24 protein-coding genes are annotated in these 21,623 nt (G+C 65.3%); all 24 read right to left on the bottom strand.

What is annotated here, in order from left to right:
• Nucleotides 1-37: 37 nt before the first annotated feature.
• Entirely contained in the window at nucleotides 38-478 is a 441-nt protein-coding gene (locus BR78_RS0110725; RefSeq protein WP_025495671.1) for a hypothetical protein, read from the bottom strand.
• 55 nt (nucleotides 479-533) lie between these two features.
• Complete coding sequence (locus BR78_RS0110730) at nucleotides 534-881, bottom strand: ArsC family reductase (protein WP_025560729.1); 348 nt, start codon at nucleotides 879-881, stop codon at nucleotides 534-536.
• Nucleotides 878-1,321: a GNAT family acetyltransferase gene (locus BR78_RS0110735; protein ID WP_029725399.1), complete on the bottom strand. Its 444-nt coding sequence runs from the start codon at nucleotides 1,319-1,321 to the stop codon at nucleotides 878-880. The genes BR78_RS0110730 and BR78_RS0110735 overlap by 4 nt, the downstream gene beginning before the upstream one ends.
• On the bottom strand, nucleotides 1,291-1,911 hold the full coding sequence (locus BR78_RS20945) for a hypothetical protein (RefSeq protein ID WP_025560727.1): 621 nt from the start codon (nucleotides 1,909-1,911) through the stop codon (nucleotides 1,291-1,293). Before BR78_RS20945 ends, BR78_RS0110735 begins: the two co-directional genes overlap by 31 nt.
• Nucleotides 1,908-3,464: a glutamine-hydrolyzing GMP synthase gene (gene guaA / locus BR78_RS0110745; RefSeq protein WP_029936443.1), complete on the bottom strand. Its 1,557-nt coding sequence runs from the start codon at nucleotides 3,462-3,464 to the stop codon at nucleotides 1,908-1,910. The genes BR78_RS20945 and guaA overlap by 4 nt, the downstream gene beginning before the upstream one ends.
• Before the next feature lie 58 nt (nucleotides 3,465-3,522).
• A complete protein-coding gene (locus BR78_RS0110750) occupies nucleotides 3,523-4,302 on the bottom strand; it encodes a hypothetical protein (protein ID WP_029936444.1) in 780 nt (259 codons plus the stop codon).
• A gap of 62 nt (nucleotides 4,303-4,364) precedes the next feature.
• Nucleotides 4,365-5,423, bottom strand: a complete 1,059-nt coding sequence (locus BR78_RS0110755; RefSeq protein WP_051683296.1) for a serine hydrolase domain-containing protein — start codon at nucleotides 5,421-5,423, stop codon at nucleotides 4,365-4,367.
• 72 nt (nucleotides 5,424-5,495) lie between these two features.
• On the bottom strand, nucleotides 5,496-7,148 hold the full coding sequence (locus BR78_RS0110760) for a hypothetical protein (RefSeq protein ID WP_156022292.1): 1,653 nt from the start codon (nucleotides 7,146-7,148) through the stop codon (nucleotides 5,496-5,498).
• Between the two features lie 105 nt (nucleotides 7,149-7,253).
• Nucleotides 7,254-9,326: a prolyl oligopeptidase family serine peptidase gene (locus BR78_RS0110765; RefSeq protein WP_331280241.1), complete on the bottom strand. Its 2,073-nt coding sequence runs from the start codon at nucleotides 9,324-9,326 to the stop codon at nucleotides 7,254-7,256.
• Between the two features lie 75 nt (nucleotides 9,327-9,401).
• On the bottom strand, nucleotides 9,402-9,824 hold the full coding sequence (rplQ, locus tag BR78_RS0110770; protein WP_029936448.1) for a 50S ribosomal protein L17: 423 nt from the start codon (nucleotides 9,822-9,824) through the stop codon (nucleotides 9,402-9,404).
• A 195-nt stretch (nucleotides 9,825-10,019) separates the two neighbouring features.
• A complete protein-coding gene (locus tag BR78_RS0110775) occupies nucleotides 10,020-12,251 on the bottom strand; it encodes a TonB-dependent receptor (RefSeq protein ID WP_081855752.1) in 2,232 nt (743 codons plus the stop codon).
• Between the two features lie 411 nt (nucleotides 12,252-12,662).
• On the bottom strand, nucleotides 12,663-13,733 hold the full coding sequence (locus tag BR78_RS0110780) for a DNA-directed RNA polymerase subunit alpha (RefSeq protein ID WP_025495448.1): 1,071 nt from the start codon (nucleotides 13,731-13,733) through the stop codon (nucleotides 12,663-12,665).
• Nucleotides 13,734-13,834: 101 nt separating this feature from the next.
• Nucleotides 13,835-14,224, bottom strand: coding sequence for a 30S ribosomal protein S11 (gene rpsK, locus BR78_RS0110785; protein ID WP_025495450.1), 390 nt, complete (start codon nucleotides 14,222-14,224; stop codon nucleotides 13,835-13,837).
• Between the two features lie 14 nt (nucleotides 14,225-14,238).
• Nucleotides 14,239-14,607 carry a 30S ribosomal protein S13 gene (gene rpsM / locus BR78_RS0110790; protein ID WP_025560994.1) on the bottom strand — a complete coding sequence of 123 codons (369 nt, stop codon included), beginning with the start codon at nucleotides 14,605-14,607 and terminating at the stop codon, nucleotides 14,239-14,241.
• Nucleotides 14,608-15,053: 446 nt separating this feature from the next.
• Nucleotides 15,054-15,233, bottom strand: coding sequence for a hypothetical protein (locus BR78_RS0110795; RefSeq protein ID WP_025560993.1), 180 nt, complete (start codon nucleotides 15,231-15,233; stop codon nucleotides 15,054-15,056).
• 114 nt (nucleotides 15,234-15,347) lie between these two features.
• On the bottom strand, nucleotides 15,348-15,566 hold the full coding sequence (locus BR78_RS0110800; RefSeq protein ID WP_025560992.1) for a hypothetical protein: 219 nt from the start codon (nucleotides 15,564-15,566) through the stop codon (nucleotides 15,348-15,350).
• Nucleotides 15,567-15,570: 4 nt separating this feature from the next.
• A complete protein-coding gene (locus BR78_RS0110805; protein WP_025560991.1) occupies nucleotides 15,571-16,071 on the bottom strand; it encodes an SRPBCC family protein in 501 nt (166 codons plus the stop codon).
• A 34-nt stretch (nucleotides 16,072-16,105) separates the two neighbouring features.
• The gene (locus tag BR78_RS0110810) at nucleotides 16,106-16,759 is read right to left on the bottom strand and encodes an adenylate kinase (RefSeq protein WP_025560990.1); all 654 of its coding nucleotides are present in this window, start codon (nucleotides 16,757-16,759) and stop codon (nucleotides 16,106-16,108) included.
• 28 nt (nucleotides 16,760-16,787) lie between these two features.
• On the bottom strand, nucleotides 16,788-18,143 hold the full coding sequence (secY, locus tag BR78_RS0110815; RefSeq protein ID WP_025560989.1) for a preprotein translocase subunit SecY: 1,356 nt from the start codon (nucleotides 18,141-18,143) through the stop codon (nucleotides 16,788-16,790).
• A gap of 181 nt (nucleotides 18,144-18,324) precedes the next feature.
• Nucleotides 18,325-18,864 (bottom strand): 50S ribosomal protein L15, encoded by a 540-nt coding sequence (gene rplO / locus BR78_RS0110820; RefSeq protein ID WP_025560988.1) that lies wholly within the window; start codon nucleotides 18,862-18,864, stop codon nucleotides 18,325-18,327.
• A gap of 317 nt (nucleotides 18,865-19,181) precedes the next feature.
• Nucleotides 19,182-19,664, bottom strand: coding sequence for a hypothetical protein (locus BR78_RS0110825; protein ID WP_025560987.1), 483 nt, complete (start codon nucleotides 19,662-19,664; stop codon nucleotides 19,182-19,184).
• 182 nt (nucleotides 19,665-19,846) lie between these two features.
• Nucleotides 19,847-20,527: a hypothetical protein gene (locus BR78_RS0110830; RefSeq protein WP_025560986.1), complete on the bottom strand. Its 681-nt coding sequence runs from the start codon at nucleotides 20,525-20,527 to the stop codon at nucleotides 19,847-19,849.
• Nucleotides 20,528-20,686: 159 nt separating this feature from the next.
• Complete coding sequence (gene rpmD / locus BR78_RS0110835) at nucleotides 20,687-20,866, bottom strand: 50S ribosomal protein L30 (RefSeq protein WP_025495743.1); 180 nt, start codon at nucleotides 20,864-20,866, stop codon at nucleotides 20,687-20,689.
• Between the two features lie 6 nt (nucleotides 20,867-20,872).
• Entirely contained in the window at nucleotides 20,873-21,622 is a 750-nt protein-coding gene (gene rpsE, locus BR78_RS0110840; RefSeq protein WP_025560984.1) for a 30S ribosomal protein S5, read from the bottom strand.
• Nucleotide 21,623 lies beyond the last annotated feature (1 nt).

The following is a 21,623-nucleotide window of genomic DNA, read 5'->3' on the forward strand; positions in this document are numbered from 1 at the left end:
GACGCCGCGGGCGCCAGCAACGGCGCCCGTTAACGGCTCAGGAGAGCCAGCCGCGCCGCCGAGCGTAGCCCGCGAACCATATCTGAAATATTGCGATCACGAAGATCAGCGCGGGAAACGGATAGGCCGTCGCCGCGCCCTTGTGCGCGGCAAGGTCGGTGGCGAGGAAGATGTAGCCGAACTGGATCACCACTGCGATCAGCGAGATCACATAGAGCGGCTGGGCCAGCTTCGAGCGCAGCAGCAACGCGATCGAGCCGAGCAGCCCCGCGCCCACCGCGACGGCATAATCGAGCGTGAGCCAGGCCGGCAGCGCGGCGAAATAGGCGCGATCCCAATCGGTGGCATTCGGATCGATGTCCGGGCCGTAGGCGACATGGACGTAGAAGGACGCGCAGCCCGCGAGCCCCCAGAGCACGAGAAGCACCGCCACGACCATGAACCACGCCGCAGGCTTCTGCCGAAGATAGGTAGCCATGCATCCCTCCCATGCATTTTCTGCACGCGAGAATATCGGAAATCGGGCGCGACGGCTAGAGCAGCGCCCGGGCGTAGCGTTCCGGCGCGAAGCCGATCAGGATGCCGCCGGGATGTTCGAGCACCGGGCGCTTGATCATCGACGGCTGGGCCAGCATCAGCGCAGTGGCCCTTGCGGAGTCGAGGTCTTGCTTGTCGGCATCGGAGAGCTTGCGGAAGGTGGTGCCAGCGCGATTGAGCACGGTCTCCCAGCCTTGGATCTCGATCCAGCGGGCAAGGCTGGCGGGGTCGATCCCGGCGGTCTTGTAGTCGTGAAATGCATAAGGGATCGCGTGCTCGTCGAGCCAGGCGCGGGCCTTTTTGATCGTGTCGCAATTCTTGATGCCGTACATCGTGACGGTCATGCGCCCTCCTTCAGGAAGCGGCCGAGCACCGCAACCTTTTGCCGTTCGAGGCCGAGCGCTTGGTAGAAATCGAGCGCGGCTGCGTTGTCTTCGCGGACCATGAGCTGGAGCTTGGGGGCGCCGCGGGCGCGGAGCCAGTCTTCGGCGGCAGCCATCAGCGCGCGGCCGAGCCCGGTGCGGCGCTGATCGGTCGACACCGCGAGATAATAGACCCAGCCGCGATGGCCGTCGAAGCCGACCATGACGCTACCTTCGATCATTCCCTCGCCGCGCGCGACGAATATTGTCGAGGCTGCACCGCCGAGCGCGAGGGCGAAATCGGCGTGCGGATCGTTCCACGGGCGCGTGAGGCCACAGGCGTGCCACAGCGCAACCACGGCCGCCTCGTCCTCGGCAATGGCGGGCTCGATCAGCGGGCTATGCACGTCGCGCCGGCCCATAGATTGGTAATTTCGCCGTCGGGATCGCGCGAACTGAGCAGGCCGGACAGATCGCCGGCGCTGAACTCGATGCCGAGCGTCGAATCCTCGATCTTGACCGCGGTTGCGGATTCGAGCTGCTTTCGGGTCGATCCGATGCCGATACCTGCCGCGGTGGCGAAACGGCCGCCGTCGCGCCCGTCGAGGTTCCAGCCGACGAACTTGCCGTCGTCGAAGTAAAGGCCGAGGCCTCCGCGGAAGCTGGCGAAGGACAATGCGCCGGCACCGCATTCCTGATTGTCGCCCTCTTCAATCGGGCTGCCGAGCGCGGCGGCGATCGCCCGGGTAGCAACGTCGCGCTGCGCGCCGAAAGTCACATGTCGCGTCGCGCCGGTAGGGAGCACGAGGCCAAGGCCATCGGGCGCGAGATTGACTGCGGGTTCGGCAACTTCGGCCATGTTGGCGATGTTCGTCTCGGGCACGGGCTTGGGAACGATCAGCTCATCGGCATTGCCTTGGAACACGATCGACTTGTTGGCGTCGGGCTCTTCCACCGGCCCACAGCCGGCGAGCAGCGCCAGCGCGAATCCCGCGTGCAGGCCACGTGTCATTCCCACTCGATCGTGCCCGGTGGCTTGGAGGTGTAATCGTAGGTCACCCGATTGATCCCGCGGACTTCGTTGACGATGCGCGTCGCGACCCGCGGCAGGAAATCGCCGGGAAACTGGAAGGCGACCGCTGTCATGCCGTCGGTCGAGGTGACTGCGCGCAGCGCCAGCACATAATCATAGGTGCGGTGATCCCCCATCACCCCGACCGTGCGCACCGGCAGCAGCACTGCGAACGCCTGCCAGATCGCGTCGTAGAGCCCGGCGTTGCGGATCTCCTCGAGATAGATCGCGTCGGCCTTGCGGAGGATGTCGCAGCGTTCCTTGGTGACTTCGCCTGGGATGCGGATGGCGAGGCCGGGCCCGGGGAACGGGTGGCGGCCGACGAAGATGTCGGGGAGGCCGAGCTCGCAGCCGAGTGCGCGGACCTCATCCTTGAACAGCTCCCGAAGGGGCTCGACGAGCTTCATGTTCATCCGCTCGGGAAGGCCACCGACATTATGGTGGCTCTTGATCGTCACCGATGGGCCGCCGGTGAAACTGACGCTCTCGATCACATCCGGGTAAAGCGTGCCCTGCGCGAGGAAATCGGCACCGCCGATCTTCTTCGCTTCCTCCTCGAACACCTCGATAAAGGTCTTGCCGATGAATTTCCGTTTGGCCTCGGGGTCCGTCACGCCCGCCAACCCGTTCAGGAACAACGTCTCGGCGTTCACATGGACGAGCGGGATATTGTAATGGCCGCGGAACAGGCTGACGACCTGATCGGCCTCGCCCGAGCGCATCAGTCCGTGATCGACGAAGACGCAGGTGAGCTGCTCGCCGATCGCCTCATGGATCAATACCGCGGCGACGGCGGAGTCCACGCCGCCCGAAAGCCCGCAGATCACTCGGCCCTTGCCGACCTGTTCGCGGATCTCCGCGATCTTGGCGGCACGGAACTCGGCCATCGTCCAGTCGCCCTGCAACCCGCATACGTGACGGACGAAATTGGCGAGCAGCTTGGCGCCGTCGGGGGTGTGGACCACTTCCATGTGGAACTGGGTGGCGTAATAGCGGCGGGCATCGTCGGCGACGACTGCAAAGGGCGAGCCGGGGCTGACCGCGACGGGTCGGAAGCCGGGGGCGAGCTCGGTGACCTTGTCGCCATGGCTCATCCACACCTGATGGCTCTCACCCTCGTGCCAGACGCCGTCGAACAGCACGCAGCTATCCTCGATCTCGATGAAGGCAAGCCCGAACTCACCCGAATCGCCGAGCTGCACCGTGCCGCCCAGCTGATGCATCATCACTTGCTGACCGTAGCAGATGCCGAGGATCGGCAGCCCCGAGTCGAAGATCTCCTGCGGCACGCGCGGGCTGCCCTCTTCGAGCACCGAGGCGGGCGAGCCGGAGAGGATGATCCCCTTGGGCTTCATCCGCTCGAAGGCCCCGGCGGCGGAAGTGAAAGGGGCGATCTCGCTATAGACCCCGGCCTCGCGCACACGGCGCGCGATCAACTGAGTCAGCTGGCTCCCGAAATCTACGATCAGGATTGAATCGGCATGATGTTCCATGCCCGACGCGCATAGCAGATGAAGGCGCGAGGGGAAGAGCCGTGCCGCAGAATCCGACTCAATCGATGCGTTCGTGCCAAAGGACGATCATTTGCTCGAATTCGACGGACTGCACTTCGTCCCTGGCATCCATTGCTACGCGGACCGCCTCATCCTGGCCGAGAGTGACCTTGTAGCAGGTTTGGGAGGGAATCGGCTCGCACCGCTCCACGCCGGTGACGGTCGCTTTCGCGGTATCAGCCACGATCTGCGCGCATGGCCTCTTTTCATAGGCCGCCAGGAATCTGCATTTGGGCTGGACCTTCCCGTCGGCGGAGGCGCGGACGGCGCGACGCATCGCATGATAGCCGTCGGTTGCAATCTGATCGTCCGGCGCGCTGAAGAAATCCTGCTTGCTCCGATCGAGCCCAGCGCATTCCGGGTCCCAAGGCGACCGTTCATAATCGGCGATATCCTCATGCCAGCCCTTCGGCGGCTTGCGGAAATGATAGAAGGCGATCGCATCCAGCCCATAAGCGCGGACCGGGGTTCGCGCGGTGCGCGGGCCATCCTCGACCGGCGCGAAGCGCAATGTCACCGAATCGATACGGCATAGCCCCGGCACCTGAGCGGCATAGGAACGGCTGGTCAGCCAGCTATCGTCGAGCGGGCGTCGCGGCGCCGGCCTGCTCTTTCGACGCCGTTCGTCGATGGGCTCGAAGATGCTCCACAGTTGATCCCTGAGCTGGCGTTCGCTCGTCCGCTGGTCCTGGCTGCGCAGCTGAGCCTTGGTGACGGTCTGCTGCGCCCATGCCTGAAACGGCAAGAGAAGCAGCAGCAGTGCGATGCGTAATCCCATGTCTCTCCCCCCCTTCACGAGGCTAGCGGCGACAGTGCATCGCCTCCAGTCCCTTGCTGCGGCTAGCGCCCCGGCGGCGCGAGCGCGTCGACGATTCGCCCGGCAGCTTCGGAAAGCTTGCCCTGCGCGGTGGGCGTCGAGCGATTGGCGAGCAGGACGATGGCGAGTTTGCGTTCGGGATAGAGCTGGATCACGCTGGAGAAGCCGAAGGTGCCGCCCGAGGTGCGCAGCTGGCGTCCGCCGGCGGGGAGCTCGCTGACGATCCAGTTGAGCGCGACCCACGTCTTCTTGTCGAGCGTGAACCAGGTCCCCTTGTGGTTCAGCGCGACCGCTGGATCCTTCTCGTTCAGCTGGAGCGCGGCGTAGCGGAGCATGTCGTTGGTCGAATAGCGCCAACCGAACTTCTCGCGAGGCAGGACCGCGGCCTCGTTGCCCTCGGCATCATAGCCGGTCGCGGCGGCGCTGCCGGTGAAGCCCAGCGGCCGTTCGATCTCGCGGAGCAGCAACGCATTATACGGCTCGCCATAGATGCGCTCGAGTACGTAGATCAGCAGCTGCGCGGCCACATTCGAATGCGCGACGTCCTCGCCGGGGCGTTTGCCGGGTGAGACTTTCCGGAGATCGGCCATGAAATCGGCCTTGCCGTAAGCGGCGAGCGCCTTGGCCATGCGGTAACGGCCGGGATCTTCGCCGAGGCCCGACAGATCGGGAAGATTGTCGGGCAGCGCCGAGGTCATGTTGGCGAGGTGGAGCAACCGTATCGGCTGGCCTTCGAACTGGAGCATCGGCCAGTCGCCGTCGAGATATTTGCGGACATCGTCGTCGAGGCTGGCCTTGCCGGCGATCACCGCGCGGGCGAGCAACAGGCTGGTGATCGTCTTGGAGATCGACCCGATCTCATAGAGGGTATCGGCGGTGGGCGCCGGGCCGCCCTTTGCGATCGAACCGAAATGCCAGCTGGTGGACTTGCCGTCGCGGACGATCCCGATCGACAGGCCGACGCCTTTCTCGGCGGCGAGATAGTCGGTGCCGGCGGTGCGGGCGACTTCATCAACCGTTGCCTGCTGGGCGAAAGCCGGCGTCGCCAGCAGGCACATGGCCATCATCGAGCGCATCAGCATCGCCGCTCCTCCCCTTTTGCCAGAGGCTGCGCCTCCTACGCTGTCGCTTCGATGAATGCCCCCCGCCGCGCGTCAGCGCGGCAAGGGAAACTTTCCGGCCAGCGACGCCTGGACATCGCGCACCTTGACGATCCGCCAGCGCTCCGTCTCGAGCTCAGCCGGCAGTGCGGCGGTATCGACCGGGCGCAGCAGCAGCCGCAGCTCGTATCCCGAGGGCGTCGCGGCGCCGCTGCTGTAGATGCCGACCATGTACATGGTGCGCTGGATCAGCTGTCCCGCCTCGACGATGAAGCCGTCCTTGCCCAATGACGCGACGTGATTGGCGGCGGCGAGAAATGCGGCTTCCTCGACCAGCGATTCACTGCCGACCGCGCTGCCGAAGCGGACATTGACCAGCGCCGGGTCCTCCGCCTTGCGCACCGCCCAGCCATTGAGATCGCTGCGCAGGATATTACCGCCCTCGGGCTGCATCCGCGGCACCATCGCGGTGGTTTCCGGACGCGGCAATTGCGCGATCAGGGCATTGAAATTCAACGCCACCATCTTGCGCCGCGCATCGTCCTGCTGGGTCTGAAGCAGGCCGATCATTTCGTTCACTGCGCTCGCCTCGCGCAGATCGGCGGGCTTCAGCTGGCGGAAGAAGTCGGCGGCGACCATCAGCGCCTCGCCCTTGGGGCGATCCCGATACTCGATCAGCTGCTTCAAGGTCATCGTGCCAGCTTCGCGACGAAGCGCAATCGCCTGGCCCCAGCCCTGAAGCGACGCCTTGGCCTCGGCGCCCGCACCGTTGCGGAGCGCATATTCGCGCATCGCGTTCTTGCCGGGCGGACGGCCCCTCGCATCCGGCTCGGGCGGCTGGGTCGCGGCCTCGATCTCGTCGAGCCCGCGCTTATAGGCGCGCGCCGATGCTTCGAGCTGCTCCGTCGCCGCCAGTGCATAGGCAGTGGCGCCGGCGAGCGAGGCGCGCTCGCGGATCAGATCGTATTTGCGGTTGTCACCGCCGGCCACCGACCATCCGCCGCGCGTACGCGGGATATCGAAGCTGACTTCGTTGGCGAACTTGCTGGCCGCTTCGAAATCGCCGCGCGCCATCGCGAACCAGAACAGGGTGTAGAGCTGGCGTGGCTCAAGCACCGCCTGCTCGCGCAGCAAGGCCTCATGCGTCTGGAAGTCGGGCTCGAAGAAAACGCGGATATTGGTGGTGAGCAGGCGCAGGCTGGTGGACCAAGGCCGTGCATCGGTCACCGCCTTGAGCGCGGCGTGCGCATCCTCTTTCCGGTCGAGCTTGTAATACGCCATCGCCCGCAGCGCCATGTTGGCGAGCTTGATCGACTTGTCGAACTGGGCATCGCCCCGCGTCGCCCCCGCCGCATCGGACTGATCAAGCGCGGCGAGCGCTTCGGTGTAGAGCTTGGCCGAGATCTGGTGCAGCGCCTTGGACTGCAACAAATGCGCGCGGCGCAGCCAGAAGGCGTCGACGAGCATCGGATCGGCCAGCGCCGAATCGCAGGCGGTGATGCCGCCCGCGCCGACCGCGACCGTCCCCTTGCGGAAATCGGCGGTCGCAGTGGCGAGCCCCCACAGCCACGTGCCTTTGGTGATCCCATCGGACTTCTTGCCCGGCGCCGAATAGCCGTCGCACGCGGCGAAATCCGCCGGCGCCGCTTGCGCCACAAGCGGCATCGACATCAGCGACAGCGTCGCCAACCCCCTGATCAATTGCATATTTCCCCTTACCCCCAAGGCGCCGAGCGCCACCCCGGGAGCGATGCTATCGCGCATGCGGCGAAAGGAAAAGATACTCGTACGGATCCCTTCCGCGACTGGGCGTCAGCCGCGCTTCACCGCCAGCCCGGTCCATTCGGCGGCGAAGGCCCAGATGTCGGCGGCTTCCTCGATGATCTTGTCGGTGGGCTTGCCCGAGCCGTGCCCGGCGCGGGTTTCGATGCGGGCGAGATGGGGCCTGACGCCGATGTCCGCCGCCTGCAGCGCGGCGGTATATTTGAAGCTGTGACCGGGGACGACACGGTCGTCGGTGTCGGCGGTGGTGACGAGGATTGCCGGGTAATTGCCGCTGCCTCTGACGTTGTGATAGGGCGAATAGGCGAAAAGGCGGTGGAAATCGGCTTCTTCCGAGGGGCGGCCATAATCGTCGACCCAATAGCGGCCCGCGGTCCAGCGATCGAAGCGGAGCATGTCCATCACACCCACTGCGGGGAGCGCCGCGGCGAACAGGTCGGGACGCTGGTTGACCACCGCGCCGACCAGAAGCCCGCCGTTCGACCCGCCTTGGATGGCGAGCTGGCCCGCACCGGTGATCCCCTGCGCGATCAGATATTCACCCGCGGCGATGAAGTCGTCGAAGCTGTTCTGCTTGTTGGCAAGGCGGCCGCCATCATGCCACGCCTTGCCATATTCGCCGCCGCCGCGGATATTGGCGATCGCGACCACCCCGCCCTGCTCCATCCACGCGATGCGCGACGAGGAGAAGCTGGGGGTGAGCGGGATATTGAACCCGCCATAGGCATAAAGGAGCGTCGGCGCCGGGCCGGTCAGGCCCTTTTGACGGACGACGAACATGGGCACCCGCGTGCCGTCCTTCGACGCGTAGAAACGCTGCTCGACATGATAATCGGCGGGATCGAACAGCAATTTCGGCGCGGCCCAGGGCGTGCTCTCGCCCGTGGCGATGTTGAGCCGGTAGATCGTCGTCGGATCGTTGAAGCTGGTGAAGGCGTAGAAGGTCTCGGGATCGTCCTGCTCGCCGCCGAAACCGGAAGCGGTGCCGATGCCGGGGAGCGCCACCGGCTCGAGCTGCGTGCCGTCGAGCGCGTAGCGGCGGATCTCAGTGCGGGCATCGACGAGGTAGCTCGCGACGAGGACATGGCCGACGATCGCGGCACCCTCCAGAGTGGCCTTGTCCTCGGGGACCAGCGCGTGCGCCACGGGATGCTCGCTGGCGCCGATATCCATCGTGACGATGCGCATGCGCGGGGCGTGGCTGTTGGTGGTCCAGTAGAAGCGCGTGCCGATATTGCCGGCTAGCGACCAGTGATGATTGAGCCCGTGGACGATCGTGCGGGTCGGCCAGGCGGGATCATTCAGATCGGCGAGGGTGATCTGGTAACGGTCGTCAGTGCCTTCGCTGGTGGTGATCACCAGCCAATGCCCGTCGTCGGTGATCTGGGCGTAATGGCTGTGCGCGGGCGCGGCGGGGGTCTCATAGACCAGCCGATCAGCCGATTGCGGCGTGCCGAGGCGGTGGAAATAGATCTTGTGGTTCTCGTTGAGCGCCTGGAATTTCTCCTCCTCGGCGACCTCCGGATAGCGCGAATAGAAGAAGCCGCTGCCGTCCTTGGCCCAGGCGGCGGCGAGGGTGAACTTCATCCCGTGGATCACGTCGCCGGTCTCCTTGCCGGTCGCGACGTCGAGCACGCGCGCGACCCGCCAGTCGGTGCCGCCGTCCTGCACGGCGTAGAGGAGGTGCTCGCCATTGTCCGAGGGCGCCCACTCGGAGAGCGCAGTGGCGCCGTCGTCTGACCAGCCGTTCGGATCGATCAGCACGCGGCCTTCGCCGTTCAGGCTCTCGCGGACGAACAGCACCGCCTGATTCTGCAGGCCCGTATTGTGCATGTAGAAATAGCGGCTGCCCTTCTTCTGCGGCAGGCCGAAGCGCTCATAGTCGAAGAGCTGGCGGATGCGCGTGCGGAACCAGTCGCGGCCAGGGAGCGTGGCGAGGTAGGCGTCGGTGACCTTGTTTTGCGCGGCGACCCAGTCCGCCACCTCGGAATCATTGCGGACGTCGTTCTCGAGCCAGCGATACGGATCGGCAACCGCCACGCCGAACTGCTCTTCCACTACTTCTTCGCGGCGGGTTTCGGGATAGGCGATCGGATCGGTCACAATGCGCTCCAGAACGAGAAAAGGCCGGTGCCTGATGGCCCGGCCTTTCCTGTAATTCAACCGCGACGGCGCCGATCAGGCGGCTTCGTCGAAGTCCTCGTCGATCAGCACCGGGCCCGAATCCTGACCCTTGGCCGAGACGTCGCGATCGACGAACTCGATGATCGCCATCGGCGAAGCATCCGAAGCGCGGATGCCGGCCTTGATCACGCGAGTGTAGCCGCCGTTGCGGTCGGCATAGCGCGCGGCGAGCACGTCGAACAGCTTGGTCAGCTGAGCGTCGTCGAGCAGGCGAGCGTGCGCGAGACGACGGTTCGAAAGGCCGCCCTTCTTGGCGAGCGTGATCAGCTTCTCCACGTACGGGCGAAGCTCCTTCGCCTTGGCGACGGTGGTGGTGATCTGCTCGTGCTTGATCAGCGCGGCGCTCATGTTGCGGAACAGGGCGATGCGGTGAGCCGAGGTCCGCTGAAGCTTACGGCCGCCTACGCGATGGCGCATATGTCATTCCTTCGTTCGTTAAGGGGCCGTATGAGGTACCCCAGACCAGGCAGCGATAAGGGCCGCTGCCCAAAACCCTTTGCGAATTTCGCGAAGGCGCGCCCAAAGCGGATTCGGCACCGAAAGTCAAGGTTTCGATGGCGGCCCGCCTTACGGAAAGTTTGGGGCGGGAACCGGTCCCGCCCCTTCCCGACGTCAGAAGTTCACCCCGACCCGCACCCCGCCATAGCGGCGGAAATCGCGCGGCAGCAATGCCTGGGTGGCGATCCGATTGCCGTAATTGCCTGCCGAATTCACCAGCGACTGGAAATACTGCTTGTCGAACAGGTTGTTGACGAAGGCCGTCACTTCCCAACGGCGCGCGTGCTCGCGCACGCCCAGACCCAGGTTGAACACGCTGAACCCCGGCTGGAAGGCCTGCGGATCGCGGGCGACGTAATAGAGGCTCGACTGATACTGCCAGCTCGCCTGCGCGACGCCCTTGAGCTTCTCGCCCAGCGACGGCGCATATTCCACGCCCGCCGAGGTCTTCCACTTCGGCGACTGTACGGCCCGCGTGCCCGTCAAATTCTGGCTGGCCGGCGAACCGGGGACCGAAATGCAGCCCTGCGCCGCGGTCTGCAGCACATAGCATTGGGCGACCGGGAACGACGTGTAGGTCGCGTCGAGATAGGTCGCCGCACCGTTGAAGCTCAGGTCATGCGTGACCCGGGCGCCCAGCTCGAATTCGAGGCCCTTGGTGTTGAGCCCGCCGACATTGGTGAGGCGGAAGTTGGACGTGCCGTTGATCGTCTCGATCGATTGCGCCTGCAGATCGGTATAGTCGGTGTCGAAATAGGTGACGTTGAACGTCGCGCGCCGATCGAAGAACTGCGTGCGCACGCCGAATTCCTTGTCGCGCGACGTTTCGGGCCGGATCGGACCGGCCGCCGCACGCGCGGCGTTGAAGCCGGTGGTCAGATCAAAGGTCTGGCCCTTGTAGCCGGTCGTATAGCTGCCGAAGAGCATGATGTCGGGCGTCGCCTGATAGCTGAGGCCGAGGCGATAGGTGGCGGTGCTGTCGCTCGCGTCGCCGGCGAAGTTGGTCGCGGCGATCTTGTCATGGAAGGTATATTTGATCGCTTCGTTCTGGACGCGACCACCCACCGTCGCGGTCAGATGCGGCAAGAATTCCCAGTCGATCTGGGCGAAACCGGCAATCTGGCGCGAGCCCGAGGTGGCTTCCCAATTGGCGAGCGAGAAGACGGGGCCGCGCTGGAACGGGCGCTCGAAACTGACATTCGCGTAATAGAGGCCGATGGCATAGCGGAATGCCTCGTCACCCGGCGAGAGCAGGCGAAGCTCCTGGGTGAACAGCCGCGACTTGAACGCGCCGACGTTGACATTGCTGCCGAACGGGCCCGGCGCCGCCGTATCGTCGTTATCCATATAGTCGTCGAGGCGGTAGCGATCGTACGAGGTCAGCGACAGGATGTTCAACTTGCCGATATTGGCCTCGCTGCGCAGCAGCGTGCCCCAACCCCAATATTTGGTGCGCGACGGCGCGTTGTTGGCGATGTCCTGATTGTCCTCGTCGATCGTCACGCCGGGGAAGGCCACTGCCGGCGTCAGGCCCGCCTGGTTACGCAGCAGCGCACCGGGCGCCATGCGGATGAACGGGCGGCCGACGGTGGTGTTGCCGTTCAGATAATTGCCCGACAGCGTGAAGGTGACGTCCGGCGTCGCCCGCCAGCGGAGCTTGGCGCGAGTGTTGAGCGTCTCGCGGCCATTGGCCTTCTTGCCGTCGACCAGGTTGCGGGCATTGCCGCCCCAATTGTTGTAGCCGGCCGAGAACACATAGCCGAGCGTTTCGCTGATCGGCCCGGTGATGCTGAAATTGCCGCCGAATTCGCTGTCGGTGGACGCCAGCGTGTTGGCGCGCACGTGCAGCGTGTCGGTCGGCTGGATCGTCATGATCTTGATCAGGCCGGCCGAGGCCGCCTTGCCGTACAAGGTGCTCTGCGGGCCGCGCAGCACTTCGATCTGCGCCACGTCGGGAAGGTCAGCGAAGGCGCGCGCCTGGAAGGGGACCGCCGCACCGTCGACCGTCACCGCGACGCTCGGCTCGACGCCGATGCCGAATGCGAAGGTGCCTACGCCGCGCAGCGACACGTTGGCATTCACGGGATGCTCGGCCGCACGGATCGTCAGCGACGGCGCGACCTTGCCGAGATCCTGGAAATGGCGGACGCCCTGCGCCTCGAGCTGTGCCGGCGTAACCACCTGCACCGCGAGCGGGACGTTCTGGAGGTTCTCGAACCTTTTCTGTGCGGTCGTCGTGACGACGATCTCGTCATCCTTCCCACCGATCACGTCGGCCGTGACCACTTCAGTCGCTGCGACGGCATTCACGTCGCTGGTCTGCGCATGGCTCTGTGCACTGGCCATGAGCGACACGACGAGCGCGCCAAAGCAAACCGATGTATTCAAACGCTTCATTAAACTTCCCCATTGCCCGTGATTTTGGCTCACCAAATTTATAGGCGGCTTGCCGGAGGGCCGGTCTTGGACCGGTGGAAAAGTTTTATGGATCAGACGTATTCGCCAGGGCGTGTTGCCAAAGGGCAACCCGCGCAACTTGCGTTTTTCCGCCGCGTGCGCCTGTGCCCGTTCGCCCTGAGCGTCAAAAGGGCGGTCGCGAGCCGGCCGTTTCGTGCCAGTAACGAAAAGGGCCCCGCATTGCTGCGGAGCCCCTTTGTGCTTCTGGCCCGACGCAGCAAAGCCGCGTCGTCGGTCGGGCCGTTGGCCCGCCGGCCGGGCTTCGCTGTCTCCGGGTTAGCGGCGCTAACCCGGTGCAGCTCAGCCCATGATTTCCTGCTCGAGCTTCTTGGCCATCTCTTCGATGTTCTCGGGCGGCCAGCCGGGGATTTCCATGCCCAGGCGGAGACCCATGCTCGAAAGGACTTCCTTGATCTCGTTGAGCGACTTGCGGCCGAAGTTCGGCGTGCGCAGCATCTCGGCTTCGGTCTTCTGGACCAGATCGCCGATATAGATGATGTTGTCGTTCTTGAGGCAATTGGCCGAACGCACCGACAGTTCGAGCTCGTCGACCTTCTTGAGAAGGTAACGGTTGATCTGCGCGGTATCGCCCGAAGCGACGCCACCTTCGGAAGCGGCCGGAGCCGCCATGCCGATCGGCGCCGAGCGGGTGACTGCCGAATCGTCGAAGTGGACGAACAGAGCGAGCTGGTCCTGAAGGATGCGCGCCGCGTAAGCGAGGCCGTCCTCAGGCGCGATCGTGCCGTCGGTCTCGACGGTCAGCGTGAGCTTGTCGTAATCGAGCTCCTGACCGACGCGCGTATTCTCGACCTTGTACGAGACCTGGCGGACCGGGCTGTACAGGGCATCGACCGGGATCAGGCCGATCGGCGCATCGGCCGGACGGTTCGACTGGGCGGGGACATAGCCCTTGCCCGTATCGGCGGTGAGCTCCATGTTGAGCGTCGCGCCGTCGTCGAGGTGGCAGATCACGAGATCGGGGTTCATCACCTCGATGTCGCCCGAAACCGCGATGTCACCCGCCTTCACTTCCGCCGGGCCGGTGGCCGAGAGCTGGAGGCGCTTCGGGCCTTCGCCCTGCATCTTGAGAGCGATCTGCTTCACGTTGAGCACGATGTCCGTCACGTCCTCACGGACGCCGGCGAGGCTCGAGAATTCGTGAAGAACGTTCTCGATCTTGATCGAAGTGACCGCGGCGCCCTGGAGCGACGAGAGCAAAACGCGACGCAGTGCGTTACCGAGCGTAAGGCCGAAACCGCGCTCGAGCGGCTCGGCCACGAAGGTCGACTTGCGCTTGGGATCGCCACCGGGCTTCTTTTCGAGGCCGTTGGGCTTCTTGAGTTCCTGCCAGTTCTTAGGGTTCACCGACACGGGCTTTCCTCATGTTGGGCAGGACGGGGCCATCCTGCCGGGTAACTGCTGCCCGGTCCGGACCCCGCCCTCGGGGCCCGTGAACCGGACAGGATTGCGAATCAGACGCGACGACGCTTCGACGGGCGAACGCCGTTGTGCGGGATCGACGTCACGTCGCGGATCGACGTGATCTGGAACCCGACCGCCTGCAGCGCACGAAGCGCGCTCTCGCGGCCCGAACCCGGACCCTTCACTTCCACCTCGAGGGTGCGAACGCCGTGCTCGGCGGCCTTGCGGCCTGCATCCTCGGCGGCGACCTGGGCGGCATAAGGGGTCGACTTGCGCGAGCCCTTGAAGCCCATCATGCCGGCCGACGACCACGAAATGGCGTTGCCCTGGGCATCGGTGATGGTGATCATCGTGTTGTTGAAGCTGGCGTTCACATGGGCGACGCCGGCGGTGATGTTCTTGCGCTCGCGACGGCGAATGCGCTGCGGTTCACGTGCCATTGGTCAGCGCTCCCTTACTTCTTCTTGCCGGCGATAGGCTTGGCCTTGCCCTTGCGGGTGCGCGCATTGGTGTGCGTGCGCTGGCCACGGACCGGGAGGCCTTTGCGATGACGGAGGCCGCGGTAGCAGGCCAGATCCATCAGACGCTTGATGTTCATCGCGGTCTGGCGACGGAGGTCACCTTCCACGGTGTGATCGGCGTCGATCGTCTCGCGAATCTGGAGCACTTCCTGATCGGTCAGGTCCTGCACGCGACGCTCGGGCGTGATGCCCAGCTTCTCGGTGATTTCCTTGGCCTTGGTCGCGCCGATGCCGTGAATATACTGAAGCGCGATCAGAACGCGCTTATTGGTCGGGATGTTGACACCCGCAATACGAGCCATGAATTTATTCTCCCAGCTCCACGGGGTGCCGCATGGCAGCTTCGCACCCCATCTCGTAGCGTTGATCCGAAAAGGCAGTGACGCGACGAGCGCAGAGAAGCGCAGCCGAGCAACCGGTTTTCGGAAGATGCGCGACATATGCAGCCGCAGAGGCGCTGTCAAGCGCCGCGGGCAAGGTATCGCGGAACCGGATGCATACACGAACGTTGCGCGCGCGCCAAGCGGCGGGTGAGGAAGGTGAACCTGCCCTTTCCCTTCCTGGCACGCCCCTCTTATGCAGGAAGGGAGTTGCGACGAGGCGGGAGCGTTGTCACCCGGAGCGAGGCGTCCACTGCGACCGATTCGGCCGCGCCGCCCCTCGAACGCAACACGGCCGGCGGAGAGAGGGGGATCTTCCGCCGGCCGTAAACGCCGATGCAGGGCAGAGCATCGGGTTTGGCGTAACCTTATTTTGCTGCTTTGGCCTTGACCGTCTTGGCCGCCTTGGTCGTCTCGGTCTTCACCGGTTTGGCGGCCTTATGGGCCCTGTGATGCTTGGTGATCGATACGCTGGCGGCGCTGGCGATCGTCGGCGCGGCGATCATCGCAACCGCGGCGATGGGAAGCAGGGTGCGGGAAAGCTTCATCGAAATCCTCCTTGGGAAGAGGGAACCGGCGCGCTGCCGGCCCTGCCCTCTTCCTAACCGGAGCCACTTCACGCCGCGGTGACGCGGGCATGAAGATTTTGTCATGTGCGGGAGTCAGCTCCTCGCCGCGCGCACCACGACCGCGACCCCGAGCAGGATCGCGCCGACCATGCCGCCGATCGCGAGCAGTCCGGCAGGTGTCACCTCCACTTCGGCCACGCCGGAGGAACGTTCGCCGATCTGCAGTCGGGCGGCAGCGCGCTGGGGCACAGCCAGTGGGGTGTGCATCGACTCGCCCGGTGCCGATGGAATGATGTCGCGAACCTTGCTCATGCCTTCAACGCTCCGCAGCGGCCTTGAGCCGCGTCCATTGGCCACCGAGCACCCCGTCCACCGGCACCGCGATATTGGCGAGGCCGGGTCCGGATACCGTGTAGCTGGCCGTGAGTTCGGTGCCGGCGCCCAAGGGCTTGAGCGTGACCGTCAACACTGCAGCGACGGGCATGGCCTGGAGCGGGCCGAGCCCGCCGGTCATGCGCAGCGTGTCGTTCGCGGCGAGATAGACGACTCGCATATGCTCGACGCCGCCGCTCGCGGTCTTCTCGCACCAGCAACCGCCGGGACGGGCGTCGAGGGTGAGGTTGGCGGCGTTGCCGCTATAGGAATGAGCGCCGTCCCACCAGCGCGCTGGCTGGATCAGCGTCTCCCAGACCTTCGCCGGGGGCGCGGCGATGGTCAGCTTGTGCCGGGTTGCGAAGTCGGTGTCCGACGTCCGGACGACTTCGGCCGCACCCGGAGTCGCCGCGAGCAGCGGCAGTGCGAGCAGAGACAGGCGCATGCGATACCCTCCCGTTGCGGGCAGGATATTGCGTTCAGGCCTTGCCGTCGAGGATCGCGGCGATCTGTGTGCTGACCTCGTCGATGTCAGCCATGCCGTCCACCCGGCGGACCAGCCCCTTCGCCTCGTAGATCGGCAGGATCGGCGCAGTCTTGGCGCGATACTCGGCCATGCGGGTGCGCACCGTCTCGGCATTGTCGTCTGGGCGGCGCTTGAATTCGTGACTGCCGCAGACGTCGCAGGTACCCTCAACCTTGGGCTGTTTGAAGCGGTCGTGATAGCCCTCGCCGCACTGCGCGCAGGTGAAGCGGCCAGTGATGCGATCGACCAGCGCATCCTCGTCGACTTGCAGCTCGATCACGAAATCGAGCTTGCGGCCGCGCTCGGCGAGCAGGCCGTCGAGCGCCTCGGCTTGCGCGGCGGTGCGCGGATAGCCGTCGAAGATCGCGCCCGTTTCGGTATCGGCCATGTCGAGCCGCTCGCCGATGATGCCCGAGACGATCTCGTCCGACACCAGCTCGCCGGCTTCCATCACGGCCTTGGCCTTCAGGCCGGTCGGCGTGCCGGCCTTGACCGCGGCGCGCAGCATGTCGCCCGTCGAGAGCTGGACCATGCCGCGCTCCGCCTCGAGGCGGCTCGCCTGGGTGCCCTTGCCCGCACCCGGAGGGCCCAACAGGATGATGTTCACTCGGTTATCCCCGTCCCAAGCTGCGCGTTCAGCGCATGCGACCCTTCAATTTCGCCTTCTTGATCAGATCGCCATACTGGTGCGCCAGCAAATGCGACTGGATCTGCGTAACCGTGTCCATCGTTACGTTGACCACGATCAGAAGGCTAGTGCCGCCCATCAGGAACGTCGCGCCGAGCGCCGACATCGCAAATTCGGGAGCAAGGCAGATGAAGGTCAGATACGCCGCACCGATCACGGTGATGCGCGTCAGCACATAATCGAAATAGACCTCGGTGTTCTTGCCCGGGCGGATGCCGGGGATGAACCCGCCATAGCGCTTGAGATTGTCCGCGGTCTCCTCGGGATTGAACACCACGGCGGTGTAGAAGAACGAGAAGAAGATGATGCCCGCGCCATAGAGCGCCATGTAGAGCGGCGAACCGTGACGCAGATAGATGTTGAGGTTGCTCACGAAATCGCCCCACCAGCTCTCGCCCGTCGCGGCGGTGCCGGCAAACTGGGTGATCGTCAGCGGCAGCAGCAGCAGCGACGAGGCGAAGATCGGCGGAATCACGCCGGCGGTGTTGAGCTTGAGCGGCAGATGGCTGCGCTCGGCCTGGACGCCGCGCGCGGTCTGGCGCTTGGGATACTGGATCAGGATGCGGCGCTGGGCGCGCTCCATGAAGCAGATCAGCAGCACGATCCCGGCGACTGCGACAATGATCGAGATCAGGCGCAGCGGATCGATCGTGCCGGTGCGGCCGCTCTCGAACAGCTGGACCAGCGTGGTCGGCAGGCGCGCAACGATGCCCGCCATGATGATCAGCGAGATGCCGTTGCCGACGCCGCGGCTGGTGATCTGCTCGCCCAGCCACATCAGGAACAGCGTGCCGCCGACGAGGCTGATCACTGCGCCGAGGATGAACAGCGGGCCCGGCTCGATCACGGGCGAAACGCCCTGCACGCCGACCTGAAGGCCGCTGGCGATGAAATAGCCCTGGACCGCGGTGAGGCCGACCGTGCCGTAGCGGGTGTACTGGTTGAGACGCTTGCGGCCGCTCTCGCCTTCCTTCTTGATCGCGGCGAGCGTCGGCGACAGCGAGGTCGCGAGCTGCACGACGATCGAGGCCGTGATGTAGGGCATCACGCCGAGCGCCACGACCGATGCGCGGTTGAGCGCGCCGCCGGTGAAGCTGTTGAAGAAATCGAGGACGCCGCCTTGCAGATTGTTGGTCAGCAGGCCGAGCTGGGTCGGATCGATGCCCGGGATCGGCACATAGCTGAGCAGGCGGAAGACGATCAGCGCGCCCAGCGTGAACCACAGGCGCTTCTTGAGCTCCGTCGCCTTGCTGAACTTCGACAGATTGATGCTGGAGGCGAGTTGATCGGCTGCGGATGCCATGTGCAAATTCGTCCTGGAAACAAAAGCGGCGGGAAAGCGTTCGACCGCCCCCGCCGCTCATATAAGTCCTTCGGTCCCGAGGGCAATGCGGCGCCTGCCCCCAAGCCCGTTCGGCTTGCGCTTGTCGTGCTTCGACAAGCTCAGCACGAACGAAAGGCGGGTTTCCCCGCCCCTCGAGAAATCAGCCCTGCTTGCCTGCCTTCTTGGCGGCAATGACCTTCTGCACCGAGCGGTGCTTGGCTTTGGCCTTCTCGGCTGCCGGAACGATCTCGGGAACCGTCACCGAACCGCCGGCCTTCTCGACCGCTTCGCGCGCCGACTTCGACACGCCGGCGACCGTGAAGTTAAGCTTGGCCGAGAACTCGCCCTTGCCGAGGAGGCGGACGCCGTCCTTGCCGCCACGGGTCAGACCCGCCGCGTTGAGCTCGGCCTGGGTGATGTCGGTCGCGGTCAGCTTGCCGGCATCGACTGCCTTCTGGATCGCGCCGAGATTCACCTCGGCATAGTCCTTGGCGAAGATGTTGTTGAAGCCGCGCTTCGGGATCCGCATGTGGAGCGGCATCTGGCCGCCCTCGAACCCGTTGATCGAGACGCCTTCGCGGCTCTTCTGGCCCTTCTGGCCCCGGCCGGCGGTCTTGCCCTTGCCCGAGCCGATGCCACGGCCGACGCGCATGCGGTCCTTGCGGGCGCCCTGATTGTCGCGGAGATCGTTGAGTTTCATGTCGTGCACTCGCTTTCGCTTTTGTCGCGCTGATGGAAAGGAAGCGGCGCGCATAGCGGCGGGATCGACGTTTGTCACCACTTATGTTTGTGCGTCTGGGCCGCGCGCTTAACACAGGGCTGGTTGACTCGTTTGCGGGTTTTTCGCCGGACGCGCCTGCGAAGCCTCCACGAAGCGCCAGCGACGCGGCACCTACGCGCGTACCTGCGGGGCGTAGGGAGCTGGATCGACGGTTCAAAGAGCCCGGCGAGCCAGGCAGGTGAAATCCTACATTGCAAGCGAAGGGCAAATGATGGGTCGCCCCGGCCGGCGCCGAGCTAGCGCACCCGATTGAAGATGCTGGTCGTGATCTCCGGCTTGCCGTTCAGGTTGAGCCAGACCACCGTCTCGGTCATCGTTCCGCCATCCGGCGAGACGACATAGGTTCGCGTCGTTCGGGGCATGTGCTCCTTGTAGAAGGCAGCGACCATCACGTTCGGCGCGGGAATCCGGGTGGCGAGCATGTCCACTCCAGGATAGCCTTGGCTGGGCGCCGCCGTGCCATCCAGCGGATAGGTTCCTTCCGCCCGGATCGGCACGCCATCTCCGCCAATCACGTCGAGCGTCGTCCGCCACCTGCTCTGACCGGCGTCGCTATAAGTGATGGTCACAGCCTTGGGACGCTTCTCGGGCGGGAAAGGCATTCGCGCGACGTCCAGTTCCCAGGTGCCCAGGAGTGGCGATGGCGCTTGCGTCTGCGCCGCAGCGGAAGTGGTCGCGAACGCGCTCGCGAGCATCAGCGAGTAGAATAGCTCCTTCATCGCATTCCTCCATCATCGAGTTGAAAGGCGCGCTGGTTGGCCACTGAACGTCGGCTCAGCGCCATCGACTCCGGAAGGAGACGCGTCTGACTGGAAGGCTTCCGTTCTCGAACCATGTTCGAAAGACTATATATGTAGATTTAAGAGTCAACCGCATTGCGTGATGACTCGGGCCGCTCGACTCACGGCGCCGGCGGCGCGCCGGACGGTCGCGTGATCAGCCTGGGCGCTTCTGCTCCCTCGACGGCCAGGCGGGCGCGCTCGCCGTCCGCGCGGTCCTCCAGCGACAGCCATGCCGTATCGTCCTTGGTGCCGAGCCGGATCCCCTCGGCATATTTGCCGACGGGATTGGCATAGTTGACAGTGAAGCCGGCAAAACCGCTTTTCTCGTTGACGATCATCGCCACTGCGTCGCCGCCCGAGCGATCCAGCGCGATCACGCCGCGGCCATTGTCGAGCCAGCTCATCGCGCCGCGCTCTGACCCGGTCTCGTCGTGCAGCACCAGCCCATAGGCGCCGGCGACGCGCGGATAGCTCTTGCCGGCCAGGCGTGGATTGGGCTCTTCGCCCAGGATCACGCGATCCTTGCCCTTGTCGTCGAGCACCACGATCGAGGCCGTCTGCCCGTCCCGGCGCTCGCGCCCCTCGGCTGGAGGCGGCGCACCGATCAGGATGCGCGGCTTGCCGGCGGCATCGACGATGCGGATCGCGTGGGCCTCGATCACATCCGGCGTCCCCGGTGCGAAGCCGGCGACCACCAGGCCGATCGCGACGAGCCCGAGCGCGGCAAGGCCGGCGCGATGGCGGGCAAGGGCGCGTTCGAGCCGGGCGATGCGCAATTCGGTGTCCACGGGTTCGCTCACAGATTCTCTCCTTCGGCGGCAACGCATATTGCCCGGCTCGTCAGACGACGTCGAGAAACCGGATTCCAGCCTCCCCGGCCCCAGAACCGGTTCGCTCCAACGGAAAAGGGGCGGTAGTCGCCTACCGCCCCTTCCCTGTTTCGTTCGTGGCGCGAAGGCTCAGCCCTCGACGACCTCGACCATGTGCTGCACCTTGCGGATCATTCCGCGGACCTCGGGGCTGTCCTGCAGCTCCGAGACCTTGTGCATCTTGTTCAGGCCAAGGCCGACGAGCGTCGCGCGCTGGTCCTTGGTGCGGCGGATCGGCGAACCGGTCTGCTTGATCTTGATGGTTGCCATGATCGATTACTCCGCGATCGCGGCCGCATCGGCCTCGGCGGTGTTCGAACCGCCACGGCCGAGCAGGTCGGCGATCTTCTTGCCGCGGCGCTGCGCAACGCTCTTCGGCGAGGTCTGCTCGCCAAGCGCTTCGAAAGTGGCGCGGATCATGTTGTAGGGGTTCGACGTGCCCACCGACTTGGTGACGACGTCGGCAACGCCCAGGCTCTCGAAGATGGCGCGCATCGGGCCACCCGCGATGATGCCGGTACCGGCAGGCGCCGTACGGACCGTGACGCGACCGGCACCGAAGTGGCCGTTGCCGTCATGGTGCAGCGTGCGGCCTTCCTTCAGCGGAACCCGGACCATTGCCTTCTTCGCGGCCGCAGTGGCCTTGGAGATGGCTTCCGGCACTTCGCGCGCCTTGCCGTGGCCGAAGCCGACCCGACCCTTGCCGTCGCCGACGACGACCAGAGCCGCGAAGCCGAAGCGCTTGCCGCCCTTCACGGTCTTCGAGACGCGGTTGATGTGGACGAGCTTTTCGATCAGCTCTTCGCCGCCATCGTCCTGCGCGCCGCGCGGGCCGCCGCGATTGTCACGACCGCCACGACCGCCGTCGCGGCCGCCACGACCGCCGCCGCCGCCCGGGCCGCCACGGCCACGACCGCCGCCCTGGCCACCGCGACCACGGCCACCGCCCTGGTAGCCGCTATCCTGCGCCGGAGCGCCGGCCTCGACGGGAGCGCCGGTTTCCGGCGTGTTGTTCTCGTCAGCCATT

This window comes from Sphingomonas sp. UNC305MFCol5.2, from assembly GCF_000712135.1.
GTDB lineage: Bacteria > Pseudomonadota > Alphaproteobacteria > Sphingomonadales > Sphingomonadaceae > Sphingomonas.

Bases quoted from the DNA above. Each gene is read 5' to 3' on its own strand.
- BR78_RS0110725 (WP_025495671.1), bottom strand. From the start codon at position 478: ATGGCTACCTATCTTCGGCAGAAGCCTGCGGCGTGGTTCATGGTCGTG.
- BR78_RS0110730 (WP_025560729.1), bottom strand. From the start codon at position 881: ATGACCGTCACGATGTACGGCATCAAGAATTGCGACACGATCAAAAAG.
- BR78_RS0110735 (WP_029725399.1), bottom strand. From the start codon at position 1,321: ATGGGCCGGCGCGACGTGCATAGCCCGCTGATCGAGCCCGCCATTGCC.
- BR78_RS20945 (WP_025560727.1), bottom strand. From the start codon at position 1,911: ATGACACGTGGCCTGCACGCGGGATTCGCGCTGGCGCTGCTCGCCGGC.
- guaA (WP_029936443.1), bottom strand. From the start codon at position 3,464: ATGGAACATCATGCCGATTCAATCCTGATCGTAGATTTCGGGAGCCAG.
- BR78_RS0110750 (WP_029936444.1), bottom strand. From the start codon at position 4,302: ATGGGATTACGCATCGCACTGCTGCTGCTTCTCTTGCCGTTTCAGGCA.
- BR78_RS0110755 (WP_051683296.1), bottom strand. From the start codon at position 5,423: ATGCTGATGCGCTCGATGATGGCCATGTGCCTGCTGGCGACGCCGGCT.
- BR78_RS0110760 (WP_156022292.1), bottom strand. From the start codon at position 7,148: ATGCAATTGATCAGGGGGTTGGCGACGCTGTCGCTGATGTCGATGCCG.
- rplQ (WP_029936448.1), bottom strand. From the start codon at position 9,824: ATGCGCCATCGCGTAGGCGGCCGTAAGCTTCAGCGGACCTCGGCTCAC.
- BR78_RS0110775 (WP_081855752.1), bottom strand. From the start codon at position 12,251: ATGGCCAGTGCACAGAGCCATGCGCAGACCAGCGACGTGAATGCCGTC.
- rpsK (WP_025495450.1), bottom strand. From the start codon at position 14,224: ATGGCACGTGAACCGCAGCGCATTCGCCGTCGCGAGCGCAAGAACATC.
- rpsM (WP_025560994.1), bottom strand. From the start codon at position 14,607: ATGGCTCGTATTGCGGGTGTCAACATCCCGACCAATAAGCGCGTTCTG.
- BR78_RS0110795 (WP_025560993.1), bottom strand. From the start codon at position 15,233: ATGAAGCTTTCCCGCACCCTGCTTCCCATCGCCGCGGTTGCGATGATC.
- BR78_RS0110800 (WP_025560992.1), bottom strand. From the start codon at position 15,566: ATGAGCAAGGTTCGCGACATCATTCCATCGGCACCGGGCGAGTCGATG.
- BR78_RS0110805 (WP_025560991.1), bottom strand. From the start codon at position 16,071: ATGCGCCTGTCTCTGCTCGCACTGCCGCTGCTCGCGGCGACTCCGGGT.
- secY (WP_025560989.1), bottom strand. From the start codon at position 18,143: ATGGCATCCGCAGCCGATCAACTCGCCTCCAGCATCAATCTGTCGAAG.
- rplO (WP_025560988.1), bottom strand. From the start codon at position 18,864: ATGAAACTCAACGATCTCCGCGACAATCAGGGCGCCCGCAAGGACCGC.
- BR78_RS0110825 (WP_025560987.1), bottom strand. From the start codon at position 19,664: ATGAAGGAGCTATTCTACTCGCTGATGCTCGCGAGCGCGTTCGCGACC.
- rpmD (WP_025495743.1), bottom strand. From the start codon at position 20,866: ATGGCAACCATCAAGATCAAGCAGACCGGTTCGCCGATCCGCCGCACC.
- rpsE (WP_025560984.1), bottom strand. From the start codon at position 21,622: ATGGCTGACGAGAACAACACGCCGGAAACCGGCGCTCCCGTCGAGGCC.